At 68.8% G+C, this 17,616-nt stretch carries 16 protein-coding genes and 1 pseudogene; 7 read left to right on the top strand and 10 right to left on the bottom strand.

Going from position 1 to position 17,616, the window contains the following annotated elements:
• Window positions 1-18 precede the first annotated feature (18 nt).
• Window positions 19-1,521, top strand: a complete 1,503-nt coding sequence (locus C8D81_RS21015) for a hypothetical protein (protein ID WP_094405524.1) — start codon at window positions 19-21, stop codon at window positions 1,519-1,521.
• Window positions 1,522-1,568: 47 nt separating this feature from the next.
• The gene (locus C8D81_RS14525; protein ID WP_229237966.1) at window positions 1,569-3,524 is read left to right on the top strand and encodes a M13 family metallopeptidase; all 1,956 of its coding nucleotides are present in this window, start codon (window positions 1,569-1,571) and stop codon (window positions 3,522-3,524) included.
• A 167-nt stretch (window positions 3,525-3,691) separates the two neighbouring features.
• On the opposite strand, the gene C8D81_RS14520 is transcribed toward C8D81_RS14525, so the two are convergent.
• Window positions 3,692-4,642 carry a Gfo/Idh/MocA family oxidoreductase gene (locus tag C8D81_RS14520; protein ID WP_094359554.1) on the bottom strand — a complete coding sequence of 317 codons (951 nt, stop codon included), beginning with the start codon at window positions 4,640-4,642 and terminating at the stop codon, window positions 3,692-3,694.
• A gap of 120 nt (window positions 4,643-4,762) precedes the next feature.
• Here C8D81_RS14520 and ligA point away from each other — a divergent pair, with 120 nt between their 5' ends.
• The 3 genes and pseudogenes from ligA to C8D81_RS14505 all read left to right on the top strand — a co-directional run bounded on the left by ligA (window position 4,763) and on the right by C8D81_RS14505 (window position 7,010).
• Entirely contained in the window at window positions 4,763-5,299 is a 537-nt protein-coding gene (gene ligA / locus C8D81_RS14515; RefSeq protein WP_094404044.1) for a protocatechuate 4,5-dioxygenase subunit alpha, read from the top strand.
• Window positions 5,299-6,138 (top strand): annotated as a pseudogene (locus C8D81_RS21660) (class III extradiol dioxygenase subunit beta). The gene ligA and the pseudogene C8D81_RS21660 overlap by 1 nt, the downstream one beginning before the upstream one ends.
• The gene (locus C8D81_RS14505) at window positions 6,135-7,010 is read left to right on the top strand and encodes an amidohydrolase family protein (protein ID WP_208109297.1); all 876 of its coding nucleotides are present in this window, start codon (window positions 6,135-6,137) and stop codon (window positions 7,008-7,010) included. The pseudogene C8D81_RS21660 and the gene C8D81_RS14505 overlap by 4 nt, the downstream one beginning before the upstream one ends.
• Window positions 7,011-7,081: 71 nt before the next feature.
• Here C8D81_RS14505 and C8D81_RS14500 read toward each other — a convergent pair whose 3' ends face one another.
• Genes C8D81_RS14500 through C8D81_RS14470 form a run of 7 tightly spaced genes read right to left on the bottom strand, consistent with a single transcriptional unit; the run spans window position 7,082 to window position 13,670 of the window.
• Window positions 7,082-8,167 carry a 4-oxalomesaconate tautomerase gene (locus C8D81_RS14500; RefSeq protein WP_094404042.1) on the bottom strand — a complete coding sequence of 362 codons (1,086 nt, stop codon included), beginning with the start codon at window positions 8,165-8,167 and terminating at the stop codon, window positions 7,082-7,084.
• On the bottom strand, window positions 8,164-8,859 hold the full coding sequence (locus tag C8D81_RS14495; protein ID WP_133626297.1) for a 4-carboxy-4-hydroxy-2-oxoadipate aldolase/oxaloacetate decarboxylase: 696 nt from the start codon (window positions 8,857-8,859) through the stop codon (window positions 8,164-8,166). The genes C8D81_RS14500 and C8D81_RS14495 overlap by 4 nt, the downstream gene beginning before the upstream one ends.
• 48 nt (window positions 8,860-8,907) lie before the next feature.
• Window positions 8,908-10,422: an aldehyde dehydrogenase family protein gene (locus C8D81_RS14490; protein ID WP_133626296.1), complete on the bottom strand. Its 1,515-nt coding sequence runs from the start codon at window positions 10,420-10,422 to the stop codon at window positions 8,908-8,910.
• Between the two features lie 10 nt (window positions 10,423-10,432).
• Window positions 10,433-11,641 carry an amidohydrolase family protein gene (locus tag C8D81_RS14485; RefSeq protein ID WP_094359542.1) on the bottom strand — a complete coding sequence of 403 codons (1,209 nt, stop codon included), beginning with the start codon at window positions 11,639-11,641 and terminating at the stop codon, window positions 10,433-10,435.
• A gap of 17 nt (window positions 11,642-11,658) precedes the next feature.
• Window positions 11,659-11,982 carry a hypothetical protein gene (locus tag C8D81_RS14480; protein WP_094359540.1) on the bottom strand — a complete coding sequence of 108 codons (324 nt, stop codon included), beginning with the start codon at window positions 11,980-11,982 and terminating at the stop codon, window positions 11,659-11,661.
• On the bottom strand, window positions 11,969-12,349 hold the full coding sequence (locus C8D81_RS14475) for a Rieske (2Fe-2S) protein (protein ID WP_094359538.1): 381 nt from the start codon (window positions 12,347-12,349) through the stop codon (window positions 11,969-11,971). The genes C8D81_RS14480 and C8D81_RS14475 overlap by 14 nt, the downstream gene beginning before the upstream one ends.
• A gap of 34 nt (window positions 12,350-12,383) precedes the next feature.
• Window positions 12,384-13,670, bottom strand: a complete 1,287-nt coding sequence (locus C8D81_RS14470; protein ID WP_166646822.1) for an MFS transporter — start codon at window positions 13,668-13,670, stop codon at window positions 12,384-12,386.
• Window positions 13,671-13,887: 217 nt separating this feature from the next.
• Between C8D81_RS14470 and C8D81_RS14465 the strand changes: the two genes are divergently transcribed.
• Window positions 13,888-15,159, top strand: a complete 1,272-nt coding sequence (locus C8D81_RS14465) for a GAF domain-containing sensor histidine kinase (RefSeq protein WP_094359534.1) — start codon at window positions 13,888-13,890, stop codon at window positions 15,157-15,159.
• The gene (locus C8D81_RS14460) at window positions 15,156-15,818 is read left to right on the top strand and encodes a response regulator (RefSeq protein WP_133626295.1); all 663 of its coding nucleotides are present in this window, start codon (window positions 15,156-15,158) and stop codon (window positions 15,816-15,818) included. The genes C8D81_RS14465 and C8D81_RS14460 overlap by 4 nt, the downstream gene beginning before the upstream one ends.
• A gap of 25 nt (window positions 15,819-15,843) precedes the next feature.
• Here C8D81_RS14460 and purU read toward each other — a convergent pair whose 3' ends face one another.
• The gene (gene purU, locus C8D81_RS14455; protein ID WP_208109296.1) at window positions 15,844-16,725 is read right to left on the bottom strand and encodes a formyltetrahydrofolate deformylase; all 882 of its coding nucleotides are present in this window, start codon (window positions 16,723-16,725) and stop codon (window positions 15,844-15,846) included.
• Entirely contained in the window at window positions 16,725-17,609 is an 885-nt protein-coding gene (locus tag C8D81_RS14450; protein WP_208109295.1) for a methylenetetrahydrofolate reductase, read from the bottom strand. The genes purU and C8D81_RS14450 overlap by 1 nt, the downstream gene beginning before the upstream one ends.
• Window positions 17,610-17,616: the final 7 nt, after the last annotated feature.

Here is a 17,616-nt window from a genome sequence, read left to right as displayed (position 1 = left end):
AACCCCGGAAGGAGTGCGGTGAGTCAGGACCCCAACGGAACCGATTGGTACGCCCGGCAGCAGGGCGACCGGGTGTGGCCGGAACAGCCCCGCACCGTGCTCCGTCCCGACGACCAGTCCTGGCGCCATCCCGCCGATCCGGGCCCGGCCCCGGGACCGGTCGAACCCGCCCCCCACACCCCCTACGAGCACGCCCAGCCGCCGGGTGAGCCGACCACCGCCTGGCCGCCGCAGTTCGGCGCCCCGCAGTCCGGCGCGCCCCAGCCACCCCCGCCGCAGCCCCAGCCGCCCCAGCCTTCCGGGCCCCCGCCCGGCAGTGTCGCCTGGTTGCAGCAGCACTATCCGGCGCCGGGTGACCGCCCCGCACCACCGCCGGAGGCGCCGTACCAGCCCCCGCAGTATCCGGGCCAACCGCAGTATCCGGGCCAGCCCCCGTATCCCGGCCAACCGCAGTATCCCGGCCAGCCCGGCCAGCCGCCGTTCGTCGAGCCGGTGTCCGCCTTCGCCCCCCGCCCACCGGGCGCCTCGGCACCGGAGCCCCCGGTGGCAGCGCCCGCGAAGACCCAGAAACCGGTCCGGGTGGCGCTGCTCGCCGGTGGTGCGACCGCCCTGGTCGCGCTCGTGGTGATCGTCGCGATGCTGTTCGGCCGACCCGCCGGCGGGGCCGCCGGTGAGCAGGATCCGCGGCCCTCCGATGGGGCGGTCCGGTTCCTGGAGGCCGTCGGTGCCGGTGACTCGGCCCGCGCCCTGTCCCTGCAGCAGCAACAGCCCAAGGACCGCACCCTGCTCACCGACGCGGTGCTGCGCGAGGCGCGGCAGCGGGCACCGATCAGCCAGATCCGGGTCACCCAGGAGACCCCGACCGAGGTGGAGCTGACCTACCGGCTCGGCGAATCCGAGGTACGCGGCCGCTTCGTGCCCGCGAAGCAGCCGGATGGCAGCTACAAGGTGGAGCGCGGGACGACCACGGTCCAGGTGACCCGACCCAGGTCGATCCCGGTGCTGTTCAACGGGGTCAAGCTGGAGACCAACGAGGTGGAGGCGTTCCCCGGGGCGTACGAGATGTCCACCGGGATGGCGAACATCACCTTCACCGACCCGCAGTTCACGGTGTCCGGGCCGACCTCCTTCCCCCGCCTCGCCCCCGCGGTGACGCTGACCGACGCCGGCCGGAAGGCGATGCTGGATGCGACCCGCGGCGCCCTGGACGGGTGCATGGCCGCCAAGGAGGTGAACCCGCAGAACTGCCCGCAGCTGGTGAAGCTGGAGCCGAACCAGCGCCCGGACAACAACACCGTCCGCTGGGAGCTGATGGAGGATCCGCTGGTCAACCAGGTGCCCAAGCTGAGCATCAACGACGACACCACCGCCGAACTGCGGCTGACGGTGAAGGCCAGGCTGACCGTCACCGTGCTCACCGACGGCCGACCGGGCACGGTCACCGGTCAGGAGATGACCTTCCCGACCCGGGCCGTCGCGCCGATGACCGGCAGCGAGGTCACCGCGCGGTTCGTGAACTGATCCCTCACCCCGAGCCGGGGCTGGCGGCGCTGGCTAGGCTGGGCGAGGTGAGCACCGTACCTGCCATCGACTTCACCACCTTCGACCGCACCGTCCGCCCCGCCGACGATCTGTTCCGGCACGTCAACGGGCACTGGCTGCAGACCGCCGAGATCGACCCGGACAAGCCGGGCGCGGGCGCGTTCATCACCCTGCGCGATGACGCCGAGAAGGCGGTCCGCGACATCATCACCGGCCTGGACACCGATGAGCCGGGTGCCGATACCGCCCGGATCGCCGACCTCTACGCCTCCTTCATGGACACCGAGCGGATCGAGCAGCTCGGTCTCGATCCGCTGCGCGAGCAGCTGGCCGCGATCGATGAGGTCGATTCGCCGCAGGCGGTGGTACGCCTGTGGGGCACCCTGGCCGGGCTGGGTGCGCGCACGGTGATCGGGCTGGACGCCGATTCGGATCCGGGTGACCCGGATCGGGTGCTGATGTTCGTCGGGCAGTCGGGCCTCGGCCTGCCCGATGAGGCCTACTACCGCGAGGAGCAGTACGCCGACATCCGCGACGCCTACCGCGCGCACATCGCCCGGACGCTCGCCCTGGCCGGCTTCGGGGACGCCGAGAGTGCCGCGGATCGGGTGCTGGCGCTGGAGACCGAGATCGCCGCCCGGCACTGGGACAAGGTCCGCACCCGCGACATCGTGCAGATGTACAACCTCAAGGACTGGTCCGACTTCGCAACCGCCGCGGCCCCGATCGACTGGTCGGATTTCCTTGCCGGGGCAGGGATTCCAGTCGAGGCGATGAACCAGGTGGTGGACGCCCAGCCGTCCTTCTTCACCGAGCTGGCCGATCTGGTCACCGAGCAGCGGCTGCCGCAGTGGCGGGACTGGGCCCGGTTCGCGCTGGTGTCGTCGTTCTCGCCCTATCTGAGCGAGGAGTTCGTGGCCGAGCGGTTCGACTTCTACGGCACCACGCTGTCGGGTACGCCGACCAACCGGGAGCGGTGGAAGCGTGGCGTCTCCCTGGTCGAGGGTGCGCTCGGGGAGGCCGTCGGAAAGATCTATGTGGATCGGCATTTCTCGTCGAAGGCCAAGGATCGGATGGACGACCTGGTCGCGAATCTGCTGGAGGCGTACCGGCAGTCGATCAGCGAGCTGGACTGGATGGGTGAGGAGACCCGGGCCGAGGCGCTGAAGAAGCTGTCCCGGTTCACCCCGAAGATCGGCTTCCCGGTGAAGTGGCGGGACTATTCCGCGCTGGCCATCGACCGGGAGGATCTGGTCGGCAACGTGATCGCCGCCAACCGGTTCGAGCTGGATCGGGCCGTCAAGAAGGTCTCCGAGCCGGTGGACCGCGACGAGTGGTTCATGACCCCGCAGACGGTGAACGCCTACTACCACCCGCTGCGCAACGAGATCGTCTTCCCCGCCGCGATCCTGCAGCCGCCGTTCTTCAACGCCGACGCCGACGATGCGGTCAACTACGGCGGGATCGGGGCGGTGATCGGCCACGAGATCGGGCACGGTTTCGACGACCAGGGCTCCACCTGCGACGGTGACGGCCGGTTGCGCAACTGGTGGACCGACGCGGACCGGGAGGCGTTCAGCGCGCGGACGAAGTCGCTGATCGAGCAGTACGACGCGCTCTCCCCCGAGGGTGCCGATGGCCGCACCGTGAACGGTGAGCTGACGATCGGGGAGAACATCGGTGACCTCGGCGGGCTGTCGATCGCGCTGAAGGCATGGCGGCTTTCCCAGCAGGGCAAGGAGGATGCCGAGCTCGACGGGTTCACCGGTGAGCAGCGACTGTTCCTGTCCTGGGCCGCGGTCTGGCAGGCCAAGTTCCGCCCCGAGATGGTCAAGCAGCGCCTGGCGACCGACCCGCACTCACCGAACGAGTTCCGGTGCAACCAGATCGTCCGCAACGTCGACGCCTTCCACCGGGCCTTCGACGTCACCGAATCCGACGAGCTCTGGCTCGAACCGGGGGCGCGCGTCTCCATCTGGTGATCGCTGGGCGCCACGCTCATCGCGTAGCAAGCCATGCGCAGGGCCCCGCTTCCACGCTCATCGAGTAGCAAGCCATGCGCAGCGAAGCGGAGCAATGGCTTGCGTGTCGAGATGACGCCCGCACAACGTTGCGTGGAGACAGACCCGTCGGACCCGATCTGCCGAGTTCAGTCGGCGGCGTTGATCAGCTGCTCCACCCGGTCGAGCACGCGCATGGTGGGCAACAGGTCCGCGACGGCGGCCTCGGGAGTACGCCCCTCGAGGATGGCGGTGACGAACTCGCGGTCCTGGTTCTCGATGCCGCGCTCGTGATCGGTCTCGACGGGTTCCGGGCCGGCGGGCTTGCCCCAGCCATCGGTGAGTTCGTCGTACCGGGCCAGATAGGTGCCGTTGTCGCAGATGAAGCGGAAGTTCGACCCGAAGGGGCCGTCGTTGTTGAACGACAGGGCGATGGTGCCGACGGCGCCGGACTCGGCGCGCAGCGAGATGCTGAGGTCCATCGGGATCCCCAGCTGCTCCGACAGCGGGCCGGCGACCGCGGCCACCTCGGCCGGTGCGCCCCCGCTCTGCCAGACGAACTGATCCACCCCGTGGCAGGCGTGGTGCCAGAGCAGGCTGTCGGTCCAGGGGCGCAGTTCGCCGCGGGCGTTGCGGTTGTCGCGGCGCAGGAACAGGGTGTCGACCAGCAGGTGCTGCAATCGCAACCGGCCGTCACCGATCTGTTGGTGCACCCACGCCTGACCGGGATTGAAGCGGCGGGTGTGGGCACCCATCGCGGTCCGGCCGACCCGGTCCGCGGTGGCCACGATCCGTTCGGCGTCGGCCAGGTTGTCGGCGATCGGGATCTCGACCAGCACGTGTTTCCCGGCCTCCAGGGTGGCGACCGCATGCTCGGCGTGCATCGGGGTGGGTGTGGCCAGGATCACCGCCTCGATGTCCTCACGGGCCAGGCAGCCGTCGAGGTCACCGACCTCGGCGACCCCGTGCTCGGCGGCCAGCTGCGCACCGCGTTCCCGGTCACCGGCCGCCAGATAGACGACCTCCGCCTCCGGCACCTGCGCCAGGGCCGCCAGGTGCTTGGCACCGATCACTCCCTCACCGGCCAGACCGATCCGCATTGCTACCTCCTCGTCGCACGAATCCTGTGGACCAAACTGTAGACAATAATGTTGCCACTGCCTAGAGTGGGTGATGAGACGCGGTCACGGGAGACCTGCGCAGGCGGGAGGAACACAGGCATGACGCCACCTGAGGAAACACGAACCGAGCACGCCGAGCCCGAACAGCGCCCCGCTCCGGCGGGCGATCGGAGCAGCCCGGACCATGTCCCCGACTACGAGGACATCCCCGGCACCTACGTCTTCAACGGGCGCCGCAGCCGCGCGGGTTATCCGTTGAACATGATGGCGATGTCGTTGAACCATCAGGCCAATCGGGACGCCTTCACCGCCGACTCCGAGGCGTACATGGAGCGCTTCCAGCTCTCCCCGGAGCAGCGCCAGGCGGTCCGCGATCGCGACTACCTCGCGATGCTGCGGCTGGGCGGAAACATCTACTTCATCCACAAACTGGCCGTCCTGGACGGGCTCACCCTGCAGCACGTCGGCGGCGACATGTCCGGCATCACCGTGGACGAGTTCCGCGCCATGATGCTGCATGGCGGCCGGCCGATCGAGGGCAACCGCACCCGCGCGGAGTGGGCGGCCCGCCCGCATCCCGAACGCCCCACCGGGCTCGACGAATACACCAGCACCAACAAGGAAGGACGCGCCTGATGGCTGAACTGGTCGGCGGCATCGGCTGCTCCCACGTGCCCGCGGTCGGTGCCGCGATGGACAACGGCAAGACCGAGGAGTCCTACTGGGCCCCGTTCTTCGAGAAGCTTCCCCCCGCGCGGGAGTGGATGGCCCAGACTGCGCCGGATGTCTGCATCGTGGTCTACAACGACCACGCCACCGCACTGGATCTGAACCTGATCCCGACCTTCGCGCTCGGTGTCGGTGAGAGCTTCCAGCCCGCCGACGAGGGCTACGGCCCGCGCCGGGTCCCGGTCGTCGAGGGCGCCCCGGATCTGGCCTGGCATCTGGCGGAATAGCTGATCCTGGACGAGTTCGACATGACCCTGGCGAACAAGATGGAGGTCGACCACGGGCTCACCGTGCCGCTCTCGGTGATGTTCGGGCAGCCGGAGGCGTGGCCGACCAAGGTCATCCCGCTCTGTGTGAACGTGATCCAGTACCCGCCGCCCACCGCGCACCGCTGCCTCGAACTCGGCCGCGCGATCCGGCGGGCGCTGGACGCCTGGGAGGGGCCGGAGCGGATCGCGATCTTCGGCACCGGTGGCATGTCGCACCAGTTGCAGGGTGAGCGGGTCGGGTTGATCAACTCCAACTTCGACACCGAGTTCATGAACCGGATGATCGCCGAGCCCGACGAGCTGGCCACCATCAGCCACACCGAGCTGATCCGCGAGGCCGGTTCGGAGGGCATCGAGATGGTGATGTGGATGATCATGCGCGGTGCGATGAACCCCGAGGTCACCGAGATCTATCGCAACCTGCACGTGCCGACCTCGAACACCAGCAACGGTCTGCTGATCCTGGAGAACGCGTGACCACGAAGACGATTGCGGCGCCGGTCGCCGATCCGCACCCGCCGACGCGGCTGCAGCTGCCGGCCGGCGCCACCGATGCACACTGCCATGTGTTCGGGCCCGGGGATGTCTTCCCCTACGCCCCGGAGCGGGCCTACACCCCGCCGGACGCACCCTATGAGCGGCTGGTCGGGCTGCACGACCGGATGGGCCTCACCAACGGTGTGATCGTCCAGGCGAGCTGCCACGGCACCGACAATGCCGCCCTGCTGGACGCGCTGCGGCGCGGCGAGGGCCGCTACGCCGGGGTCGCGATGGTCTCTCCCGAGGTCACCCGCGCCGAACTGGAGGAACTGCACGAGGCCGGGGTGCGCTCGACCCGGTTCAACTTCGTCGCCCACCTCGGCGGGCGCCCCGATCTGGACGCTTTCCGCACCGTGGTCGAGAAGGTCGTGCCGCTCGGCTGGCATCTGGTGCTGCACTTCGATGCCAAGGACATCGCCGACAATCTCGACCTGCTGCGCGGTCTGCCCTGCCCGTGGATCATCGATCACATGGGTCGGGTGGACACCGCGGCGGGTGTCGACCAGCCGGCATTCGCCGCCCTGCTGGAGCTGATGGCCGATGAGCGTTCCTGGGTGAAGATCTCCGGTGCGGAACGGCTCACCGTGGACGGTACGCCGCCCTATGACGATGTCGTCCCGTTCGCCCGCGCCCTGGTCGAGGCGGCGCCGGATCGGGTGCTGTGGGGCACCGACTGGCCGCACCCGAACGTCCGCTCGATGCCCGACGACGGTGACCTGGTCGACCTGCTCGCCGATCTGCTGCCCGGCGAGGCCGATCGGCAGCGGGTGCTGGTCGACAACCCGCGTACCCTCTATCCGCTCAGCTGAGCGATCCGAACGCAGAAACCGCCGGTGGCCCGAGGGCCGCCGGCGGTTTTTCTTCTGCTGTTCGGATTCGGTCAGGGCAGGCGCTGGCCGGGGCCCGGGAAGACGGTGCCGTCGAAGATCTTGCGGGCGGTCGACACCGCACCGCCACTGAGCACCCGCGGGGTGTCCGCGCTGTCGTCGACGCGCACGTCGACCTGCAGCACCCCGCTGGGATGCTCGACCGCGATCAACCCACCACCGCTCGGCATGGCCGCCGCGAGCTCGTGCCCCACGGCACCGTCCAGCAGCACCCCGGTGACGACGCTGATCGCGCCGAAGACCCCGATCGCCTGGTGCGGCTGCCGGGGGATGAAGGAGCGCACGCTGATCATCCCGTCCCCGGCGGGCGGGGCCACGATGGCGGTCTTCGGCACGCTGAGCGCGGTCACGTCCCCCATGCCCATCAGTTCCCCGGCCTTGATCCGCAGGGAATCGATCCGGTTCAGCAGGGCCTCGTCGGCGGCCAGTTCGGCGTGGCTCTCGTGCCCGGTCAGCCCCAGTTCGCCGGCCGCCACGATCACCGCCGGCATGCCGTTGTCGATCAGCGTCACCGTCAACCCGTCGATCTCGTCGCGGAGCTGCCCGGTGGGCAGCAGCGCCCCGGTCACCGAGCCCTCGAGGTCGGCGAACCGCAGCGTGATCGGCGCGGCGCTCTGCGGCACCCCGGCCAGCACGGTGTCACCGTCGTAGTCGACCTGGCCACCGGGGGTGGCGAACTCGGCGGTCACCAGACCACCGGTGTTGACCATCCGGATCCGCACCTCGGTGCGCTCGGCGCCCGCGCTCACCAGACCGCGCTCGACCGCGAACGGACCGACCCCGGCCAGGATGTTGCCGCAGTTCTGCCGGTCGCTGATCGTCGGCTCGGCCACCCCGACCTGGAAGAAGTGGTAGTCCACATCGACGTCGTCGCGTGCCGACGGCGAGACGATCGCCACCTTGCTGGTCACCGTGGTGGCGCCACCCAACCCGTCGATCTGCCGCGGGTCGGGCGTACCCATCACCCGGAGCAGGAACTCGTCCCGCTCCGCGGGGTCGGTGGGCACGTCCTCGGCGAGGAAGTACGCCCCCCGCGAGGTCCCGCCACGCATCAGCATGCAGCGGGCCCCCGCGGTCATCGTCCGGCCTCGGCGGAGGTGACGTAGCGGATCCCGAGTTCGGCGACCCGGTCCCGCCAGCCGTAGTGGTCCAGGCCGATGATCCCGGAGCGGAAGGCCTCCCGGGCCCGGGCCTCCTTGTCGATCCGGGCCTGGGAGAGTTCCAGGGCCCGATCGACATCGGCCCGCTGGACGACCATCACACCGTCGTCATCGGCGACGATCACATCACCGGGGCTGATCAGCTGACCGCCGAGCACCACCGGGACGTTGACCGCACCCGGGGTCGCCTTGACACTGCCCTGTGCGTTGATCACCCGTGACCACACCGGGAAACCCATCTCCTTGAGCTCGCTGGAATCGCGGGCGCCGCAGTCCAGCACCACCCCGCGTACCCCGCGCTGCTGCAGCTGGGTCGCGAAGAGCTCGCCGAACAACCCACCCAGGTTCGGCGAGGCGAGCCCGACCACGAGCACGTCACCTTCCCGGCACTGTTCGACGGCGACGTGGATCATCAGGTTGTCGCCGGGCCAGCAGAGCGCGGTGACGACATTGCCCCCGATCCGCGCCCCCGGCCAGACGGGACGATGCTCCGCCCCCAGGCTGCCGATCCGGCCGAGCGCCTCGTGCACCGTGGCGACGCCGAACTCACCCAACCGCGCGGCGCGTTCGGCGTCGGTCCGCGGTGGGTCGGTGATGACGATGGACTCCATGGGTTGATTCTCCGCCTTCTTCCTGTGTTGTCGTTTCCTCCGCCGGGCTCAGAGGGGGTACTGGGCGTGTGCGGCCTGCAGAGTGATCCACCGGGTCTCGGTGAAGAACTCCTCCTCGCGGAAGCCGCCGAACTTGCCGAACCCGGACTTGCCCAGGCCGCCGAACGGCACCGCGGCATGGTCGGCGACGGTCTGGTCACCGACATGCACCGAGCCGGCCTGGATCCGCGGCGCGATCTCCCAGCCGCGGCCCATGTTCGAGGTGATGATGCCGGCGGACAGGCCGTAGCCGGTGCCGTTCATCATCTCCACGGCCTCGTCGATGGTGTCGTAACCGCGGACCTCCAGCAGCGGCCCGAAGAACTCCTCGGTGCGCAGCTCGGAATCGACCGGCACATCGCGCAGCACCACCGGTGCCACGACCACCGCATCGTCGTCGCTGGCATCGGCGGGAACATCGGTACGCTCCCCCGCCGCCAGCACCGCGCCGGACTCCAGCGCGGAGTCGACCAGACCGCGGATCCGCTCGGCGCTCGCCCGGGTGATCAGCGGACCGACGACGGTGGTCGGCTGGGTCGGATCACCGACCCCGAGCCCACCGACCCGGCGGGCCAGCCGGGCGCTGAACTCATCGACCAGGGAGTTCGGCACCAGCACCACGTCGGAGCACATGCAGATCTGACCGGAGTTGTAGAAGCCGCTGAAGGTCGCCGCATCCACCGCGTAGTCCAGATCGGCGTCGTCGAGCACCAGCAGCGGGTTCTTGCCGCCCAGCTCGAGCAGCACCGGGGTGAGGTTGCGCCCGGCCACCTCACCGATCTTGCGGCCGACCGCGGTGGACCCGGTGAAGTTCACCCGGCGTACCCGGTCGTCGGAGATCATCGAGTCGATCAGCTCCGGCGCATCGGCGCGATCGTTGGTGATCACGTTCAGCACCCCGGCCGGCAACCCGGCATCGGCCATCAGCTTCGCCAGCGCCAGGCCGGCGGTCACCGGTGACTCCTCGCTCGGGCGCAGCACCACGGTGTTGCCGAGCGCGATGGCGACCGCGAACGCCCGGATGCCGAGCACGATCGGCGCGTTCCACGGCGAGATGGCGAGCACCACACCGGCCGGTTCGCGCATGGTGAAGCTGGCCACCCCGGGGCCACCGGTGTTGTAGGACTCACCGATCGGACCGGAACCGAGGGTCGCGGCCTGCTGCAGGATCTGCACCGACAGCGCGATGTTGATCGCGGTCCACACCGGCGTCCCGCCGACCTCGCGGGCCATCAGCTCGGTGAACTCGCCCTGTCGCTCCTGCAGCAGCTCGGCCGCCCGCAGCATCACCTTCTGCCGTTCCACCGGCGGGGTCTCCCGCCAGGTCTTGAACGCCTCGGCGGCGGCATCCACCGCGGCCCGGGCATCCTCGACGCCGGCGGCGGCGACCTGGGCGACCTCCTCGCCCGAGGGCGAGAGGACGGCGACGGTGCGGCCACTGCGGGCCGGTACGTCCTCGCCGTTGATCAGCAGGCCGTGGGTGGTGATGTCCGCCCCGGTCTGCGGCTTGGTTTCAGCGGTCATGATCGTTTCCTCAGTCCAGGTTGAAAATCTTGCGAGCGGTCTCGCCGAGAATGTTGCGCTTGCCCTGGTCGGAGACGAAGGGCAGGGTCATGATCCGGCCGGGCACGTCGAAGTCCCAGTGCGGCCAGTCGGAGGAGTAGAGCAGCGTGTTGTCGGCATCGATCGCCTCGAAGGTGCTCTGCAGCAGCCGCATATCGGTGACCTCCAGCGGCTGCGAGGTGTAGTACATCTCGCGCATGTATTCGCTGGGCAGCTTCTTCAGCCCGGGCGCGTCCGAGGTCCGCAGGATGTACTCATGATCGAGCCGCTGCATCATGAACGGCAGCCAGGCCAGCCCGCTCTCGATCCAGATCACCTTGAGGTCGGGGAAGCGCTCGGGCAGCGCGTTCACGATCCAGTTGGTCAGGTGGGTCATGTTGCAGGTGACGAAGGACATCGAGTGCACCGAGAGGAAGCGGTTCATCGACTTGGTCATCGAGTCGTTCCAGGAGGGGCCGGCGTGGAAGCCGAGCGGCATGCCCAGCTTCTCCAGCTCCGCATAGACCGGCATGTACTTGTTGTTGTGCACACCGACGTGCCGCTGGCTGGTGACCAGGAAGCCGATCACATCGGGATGGTCGTGGTACTGCCGGATCGTGCGCAGCGACTCCTCGGCGTCCTCGAAGGGCAGACCGAGCATCGTCTTGATCCGGTTGTCCGTGCCCAGCACGGTTTCGGTGAACCACTTGTTGTACGCCCGCATCAGGTTCCCGGCGATCTCCGGGCTCGGGTGCAGACCGATCTCGAGCATCGGCTGGGGGAAGACCACCTGCACGTCGATGGACATCGAGTCCATGGCCCGGCGGATCAGGGTGACGTCGCGGTGCACGTCGGTCTCGGTGACCTCCTCACCGAGCTGGGCCTGGTGCGGGATGCGCCCGCCGACGTCCTGGAAGGTGAGGCCGGGGGTGAAGCCGCTGAGCGCGCTCTCCCCCATCGGCCAGTCCTGCATGTGTCGGCGGCCGACATCGCGCAGCACCGGATCCTCGATGTAGTCGATGATCTCCGACCAGGAGTCGAGCTCCACGTGGTGGGAGTCGACATCGACGATGAAGTAGTCGTCCAGACCGAAGAACTCGGCCTCGTTGCGGGCGTTCGCCAAGATCTCACGCGAGTCGGTGGAGACCGTGATCTGCTGGGTCTCGCGGTGGGTCGCGGTGTTCGATGGTTCCTTCAGCATGGGTGTCTCTCTGCTCCTCACGAGTGCTGGGCGGCCTCGAGCCGGGAGAACCACAGCGCGAGGTCGAAGGGATTGAGGTCCTGGGATTTCATCAGCGCGTGCACGAATCGGACGACATCGGTCGGCGCCACCTCATTGGCGTCGAAGGTCCAGTCGTCGGCACCCTGACTCAGGTCGGAGGCGATCACGTAGAGCCTGATCACATCGGTGATCACCTGCTGCAGCTCTTCTCCGCGCAGCAGATCCGGTTCGCCGGCGAGCACCCCGTCGACGTATTCGCGCAGCTGATCGGCGATCCCGGCGAAGCGGGAGCCCTCTGCGGCGGTCTCAGATTTCGACAAAGATCTCACCATTCTCTTCGTGCACGGGGAATGCGGACAGCTTCATCCGCGGCACCGAGACGTGCTCGCCGGTGGCGACCACATATTCGGCACCGTGCCAGGGGCAGACGATGTGCAGCTGGTCCTCGTCGTAACTCATTCCCATAGCGCGTTTCTGGTCGTCCAGGTTCTCCACCACCCGCGGGATGAGCAGGCCCTGGCAGACCGGGCCGCCCTGGTGCGGGCAGGTGTTGCGGTAGGCGTACAACTTGTTCTTGGTGCGGAACACGCCGATGGTGGTGGCGCCGATGTCGACGACGATCCGACCACCCTCGGGCAGCTCGTCACTCTGCGCCACCTTGAGGCGGTTGGGCGAGATTGCGGTCATCTGAACTCCTTCACTGCTTGAGGTTTTGGGGCGGTCACGAATCCGCGTGGGATCCGAAGCGCAGGGCCAGCACTGCGATCAGGCTGATCACCGCCAGCCCGGCCACGTAGAGCGAGATGTAGAAGGTGGATCCGAAGGAACCCAACAGCGCCGTGGCGACCAGCGGTGCGATGCCACCGCCGAAGACCGCGGCGATCTGGTAGGACAGTGAGGCGCCGCTGTAGCGGACCTTGGTCGGGAACACCCCGGCGAGCACGGCACCCTGGGGGCCGGTCATGAAGGCCTGCACGAACATGGCCACGCCGAGGGCGAGCAGGATCAGTCCCGGCCGGCCGGTGTCGACCAGCTTGAACATCGGCACGGCCCACAGGATGACCAGCACCGCACCGAGGATGAAGGACCGCTTGTGGCCCATCCGGTCCGCGATCACCGCGCACAACGGGGTCGCGATCAGCTGCACCACCGCGACACCGACCACGATCCACAGCATGGTCCGCGAGGGGATCTGCAGCGTCCGGGTGCCGTAGGAGAGCATGAAGACCGCGCTCAGATAGCCGATCACTGGTGCGGCGAGGGAGATCAGCGCGCCCAGCAGCACCGCCGGGGTGTGGTTGCGGAGCAGGTCCAGCAGCGGGTTGTGCGAGATCTCGCCCTCGTCCTCGGCCTCCCGGAAGGATGGCGTCTCCGCCACCTTGAAGCGCAGGTAGAGCCCGACCAGGATCAGCACACCGCTGACCAGGAAGGGGATCCGCCAGCCCCAGGCCGCGAAGGCCTCGGGTGCCAGCGCGGCACTGATCCCGATGAAGATCAGGTTGGCCAGGATGATCCCGGCGGGTACGCCGGTCTGCGGGATCGCGCCGTAGAGGGCGCGCCGCTTGGGCGGTGAGTACTCGACCGCCATCAGCGCGGCCCCACCCCATTCGCCGCCGACACCGAGGCCCTGGACGAACCGCAGGGTGACCAGCAGCACCGGCGCCAGGGCACCGATCGCCGCATAGTTGGGCAGCAGCCCGATCAGCATGGTGGCCGCACCCATCATGATCATCGAGAGCAGCAGCATGGATTTGCGACCGACCCGGTCGCCGAAGTAGCCCATCACGATGCCACCCACCGGGCGGGCCACGAAGCCGACCGCGAACGCGCCGAAGGCGGCGAGCGTGCCGGCCAGCGGGTCGTTCGACGGGAAGAACTGGGGTGCGAAGACCAGTGCCGTCGCGGACCCGTAGAGAAAGAAGTCGTACCACTCGATCGTGGTACCGATGAAGCTCGCACCCAGCACCCGCGCGCGTTCGCGCGCTGTCGGTGTGGGCACCGACTCCATCGATTGCACCTGATCCGCCATCATTGCGCCTCTCCGTTGAGCACCTGAAAAGGAACGGGAAGCGGCCGGTCACAGATGGCGTCTGCTGGCTGGTCGCCCGGGGTCCCCGGCTCCAGTTGCGATGGTTTCAGAGCGTCACCATTATTGTCAACAATTTCTTCAATTACTTTGTGTCTCGGCGTGTTGACAGCCAGTTCGGAGCGGCCGACGATGAAGCATGGCCCCTGCACCCGGCGATCCGCCCGCCCCGGCCGAGCCCGTGCCGGCGCACCAGCAGCGGCGGCTGGCCGCGGTGGCCCGTGCCGCGGCGAATCTGGCCGCCCACGGGCCGCTGGATGAGACCCTCAACGCCCTGGCCGCGGAGATCGTCGAGACCGACGCCCTGCCCGGCGTACAGATCTTCACCGTCGACGAATCCGGGCACTATCTGCGGCTGATGGGGTCCGCCGGTTTCAGCCGCTGGCCCGACTTCCTCGATCGGCTGCTGGCCTGCCAGCGGCGCGGCGCCCGATTGCGGATGCTCGAGGTGTTGCGCAGCGGCGAGCCGGTGATCACCCAGCATCGCGGTGACTCCGCCCTCAACAATCCCGACTGGGCACCGCTGCACGACTACCTGCGCGAGCTCAACTGGGACAGCTGGGCCAGCATGCCGCTGCTGATCCGTGGCCGGATCGCCGGCGTGCTCAACGTCTTCCTGGCACCGGGACAGGGCATCGGCCGCCGGCAGCGGGAGTTCCTGCTGGCAATGGCCGATCACGCCGCGGTGGCGGTCGAGTTCGCCGCCCTGCTGGATCGCGAACGTGCCACGGTACGCCAGCAGGAGCGCGTCGAGCTGGCCCGCGATCTGCACGATTCCGTTGTTCAGCAGGTGTTTTCGATCGGGTTGCAGGCCCGGTCCCTGGAGCTGCTGGCGAAGGGCACGACGGCCCCGGCGCCGGATCAGGTCGCCCGGCTGGCCGGTGAGGTCGGCGAGCTCGCACGGCACGTGCTCGACGATCTGCGCGCGATGGTGGACGAGCGCCACATCACCGGCACCGAGTTCGCCGACGCGCTGCACCAGCTGGCCGACGGCATCACCAGGCGGTTCGGGTTGCGCATCGAACTGGACCTCGAGCCGGGCCTCGGCGAGACGATCAGCGAGCAGGTGACCAAGGACGCCTACCTGCTGATCGCCGAGGGGTTGCACAATGTGGCCAAACACGCCGCCGCGAGCACCGCGGTCACCCGGGTCGGGACCACCGGCAATCTGCTGCGGATCACGATGGTCGATGACGGCCGTGGGCTCACCGAGCACTCCGATGCCGCCGGCGGCGGGATCGGTCTGCACAGCATGCGGGAGCGGGCCCAGCGCTGGCAGGGCGACCTGACGATCGGCCCCGGAACCGTGCGCGGCACCGAACTCCGGGCCTGGCTGCGGATGCCGCCGCGGGAGTCCTGGGCGACCACCGGCGTACCGATCGACACCGAACCCGGGGTGGGCGCCCGATGAACGCCGACCGGCCGATCAGGGTGCTGATCGTCGATGATCACGCGGTGGTGCGCCGCGGCATCAGGAGCTATCTGGAACTGCTGGAGGACATCGAGGTGTTCGGCGAGGCCGAGAACGGGGAGGCCGCGCTCGCCACCCTGGCCGAGGCCGTTGCCCGGGGCGAGGGCCCCGATGTGGTGCTGCTGGATCTGATCATGCCCGGCATGGACGGGGTGGAGACGACCGAGCGGATCCGGACCCGGCATCCGGGCGTACGCGTGGTGGTGCTGACCAGTTTCGGGGAGCTGGAGCGGGTCCGCGCCGTGCTCGATCTGGGTGCGGCCGGTTACCTGCTCAAGAACGCCGACCCCGATGAGGTGTCCACCGCCATCCGGGCGGCGATGCGCGATGAGGTGTTCCTCGATCCGGCGATCACCCGTCGGCTGACGCGGGGCTCGGCCGGCGGTGACACCGGGATCCGGTCGCTGACCGCACGGGAGCGGACGGTGCTGACCCTGGTCGCCAACGGCCGGTCGAACAAGGAGATCGCCAAGGAACTGGTGATCAGCGAGCGGACCGCGCGTACCCATGTCAGCAATGTGTTGCAGAAGCTGCGCCTGCATTCACGGACCCAGGCCGCCCTGGCCGCGGTCCGTGAAGGTCTCGTCCCGCCGCCCTGACCTTCGACGGCGGGACGAGACGGTCTCAGAGGACGACGGTGGTGTGGCCGTCTCGGAAGACCCGGTCCTGGCAGTGCCAGGCGACGGCGCGGGACAGCACGCCCCGCTCCACGCTGGCACCCTTGCGCTGCAGGTCCTTCACACTGTCCTCGTGCGAGGCGCGGGTCACGTCCTGCTCGATGATCGGGCCCTCGTCCAGGTCCTCGGTGACGTAGTGCGCGGTGGCCCCGACCAGCTTGACGCCCCGGTCTTTTGCACGCTGATAGGGATTCGCGCCCATGAACGCCGGCAGGAAGGAGTGGTGGATGTTGATCACCGGCACCCCCACCTGCTCCAGGAAGTCGCCGGACAGCACCTGCATGTAGCGGGCCAGCACCACCAGATCGACGTTGCCGGCGAGCAGCTTGAGCTGTTCCGCCTCGACCTGGGGCTTGTTCTCCTTGGTCATCGGGATGTGGAAGAACGGGATCCCGAAGCCGCGGACGTCGTCACCCAGGGTCGGATGGTTCGAGATCACCATCGGCACGGTCATCTCGATCTCATCGCGCCGCTGCCGCCAGAGCAGGTCCAGCAGGCAGTGGTCGGCCTTGGAGGCGAAGATCGCCACCCGCTTGCGCTTGCGCGCCTCGACCACCCGGGCGTCCATCCCGAGCCCCTGCCCGAGCCGCTCGTCGACCGCCGCCTGGACCTCCGCGAGCCGGGTGGCCAGGTCGGGCAGATAGAACACCGTGCGCTGGAAGAACCGGCCGCCGGACGGGTCCGAGGTCGCCTGGGCCAGCGAGACGATGTTGCCGCCGAGTTCGGTGACCAGTCCCGAGACCGCCGAGACGATCCCCGGCCGGTCATCTCCCTGGACGACCAGCCGGGCGTGGTCGACCATGTCGTTGGGTGCTTTCTCCTCTGCCATCAGTGCCCCTCCCGGGTCGCGGTGAGCAGCCGCTGGCGCCAGCGTTCGGCACCGGCGACCTCGTTGAACGTGAACAGGTGCAGCCCGGCGATGTGGGTCGGCGTACGCGCGGTGACCGCACCCAGCTTCTTGACCAGCTTCATCGGGTCGTACGCCCCCGGCAGCAGGAAGCGCCACACCATGTTCTGCTGCTTGGCCAGGAATCGCGCGGACTGGCCGAGGCCGAGACCGGCCGAGATCCGGATCAGCTTCTGCCGATTCACCGGGCCCGGGAGCCCCACCTTGATCGGCAGCGAGATCCCGTCCCGGGCCACATCGGCGGCCCAGGCGCCGAGCACCTTGGCATCGAAGCAGGCCTGGGTGATCAGTCCGTTGGCATGGGGTGCCTTGGCCCGCAGCGCCTCGCTCAGCGTCGCGTCGTCGATCTTGGCGTGCCCCTCGGGATAACCGCCGATGCTCACCGTCTCGAACCGCCGGCCCTGCCGCTCGAGCGAGTCGAGCAGGCCGCGGGCGTCGGTGAACTCACCGGCCGGTTCGGGTGCGTCGCCACCGATCACGAAGATCGAGGTGACGCCCGCCTCGGTCAGCCGATCGGCGACCTCGGCGACCTGCTGATCACCGGTGAACAACCGGGCAGCCAGGTGTGGTGTCGCCCGGTATCCCTGCTGGGTGAGACGTTCGGTGAGCGCCAGGGTGGGCTCCAGGCCCTTCGCCTCGGTGACCGTGATCGACAGGGGCACCTCGGTGGGCACGTGCTCGAGGACCAGCCCTTCGGTCTTGGCGAAGGGCATCACCTCGAAGCTGACGTTGCGGGCCAGCTGCGACAGCGTCACCGGTGCGGGGGCGGCAGCAGGCCCCGGCACCCGGGTGGAGGATTCGGTCATCCGCATC

This window comes from Enemella evansiae (assembly GCF_004362375.1).
In the GTDB taxonomy this organism is placed as follows: Bacteria; Actinomycetota; Actinomycetes; order Propionibacteriales; family Propionibacteriaceae; genus Enemella; species Enemella evansiae.
The sequence above is the reverse complement of the archived record's forward strand: the minus strand, read 5'-3'. Positions and strand labels throughout refer to the sequence as shown.

Excerpts from the sequence above, each read along its gene's own strand:
- C8D81_RS14465 (WP_094359534.1), top strand. The coding sequence starts at position 13,888 with ATGGCCCCTGCACCCGGCGATCCGCCCGCCCCGGCCGAGCCCGTGCCG.
- C8D81_RS14495 (WP_133626297.1), bottom strand. The coding sequence starts at position 8,859 with ATGGAGTCCATCGTCATCACCGACCCACCGCGGACCGACGCCGAACGC.
- C8D81_RS14460 (WP_133626295.1), top strand. The coding sequence starts at position 15,156 with ATGAACGCCGACCGGCCGATCAGGGTGCTGATCGTCGATGATCACGCG.
- purU (WP_208109296.1), bottom strand. The coding sequence starts at position 16,725 with ATGGCAGAGGAGAAAGCACCCAACGACATGGTCGACCACGCCCGGCTG.
- C8D81_RS14490 (WP_133626296.1), bottom strand. The coding sequence starts at position 10,422 with ATGACCGCTGAAACCAAGCCGCAGACCGGGGCGGACATCACCACCCAC.
- C8D81_RS14470 (WP_166646822.1), bottom strand. The coding sequence starts at position 13,670 with ATGGAGTCGGTGCCCACACCGACAGCGCGCGAACGCGCGCGGGTGCTG.
- C8D81_RS14520 (WP_094359554.1), bottom strand. The coding sequence starts at position 4,642 with ATGCGGATCGGTCTGGCCGGTGAGGGAGTGATCGGTGCCAAGCACCTG.
- C8D81_RS14450 (WP_208109295.1), bottom strand. The coding sequence starts at position 17,609 with ATGACCGAATCCTCCACCCGGGTGCCGGGGCCTGCTGCCGCCCCCGCA.
- C8D81_RS14485 (WP_094359542.1), bottom strand. The coding sequence starts at position 11,641 with ATGCTGAAGGAACCATCGAACACCGCGACCCACCGCGAGACCCAGCAG.
- ligA (WP_094404044.1), top strand. The coding sequence starts at position 4,763 with ATGACGCCACCTGAGGAAACACGAACCGAGCACGCCGAGCCCGAACAG.
- C8D81_RS14475 (WP_094359538.1), bottom strand. The coding sequence starts at position 12,349 with ATGACCGCAATCTCGCCCAACCGCCTCAAGGTGGCGCAGAGTGACGAG.
- C8D81_RS14500 (WP_094404042.1), bottom strand. The coding sequence starts at position 8,167 with ATGACCGCGGGGGCCCGCTGCATGCTGATGCGTGGCGGGACCTCGCGG.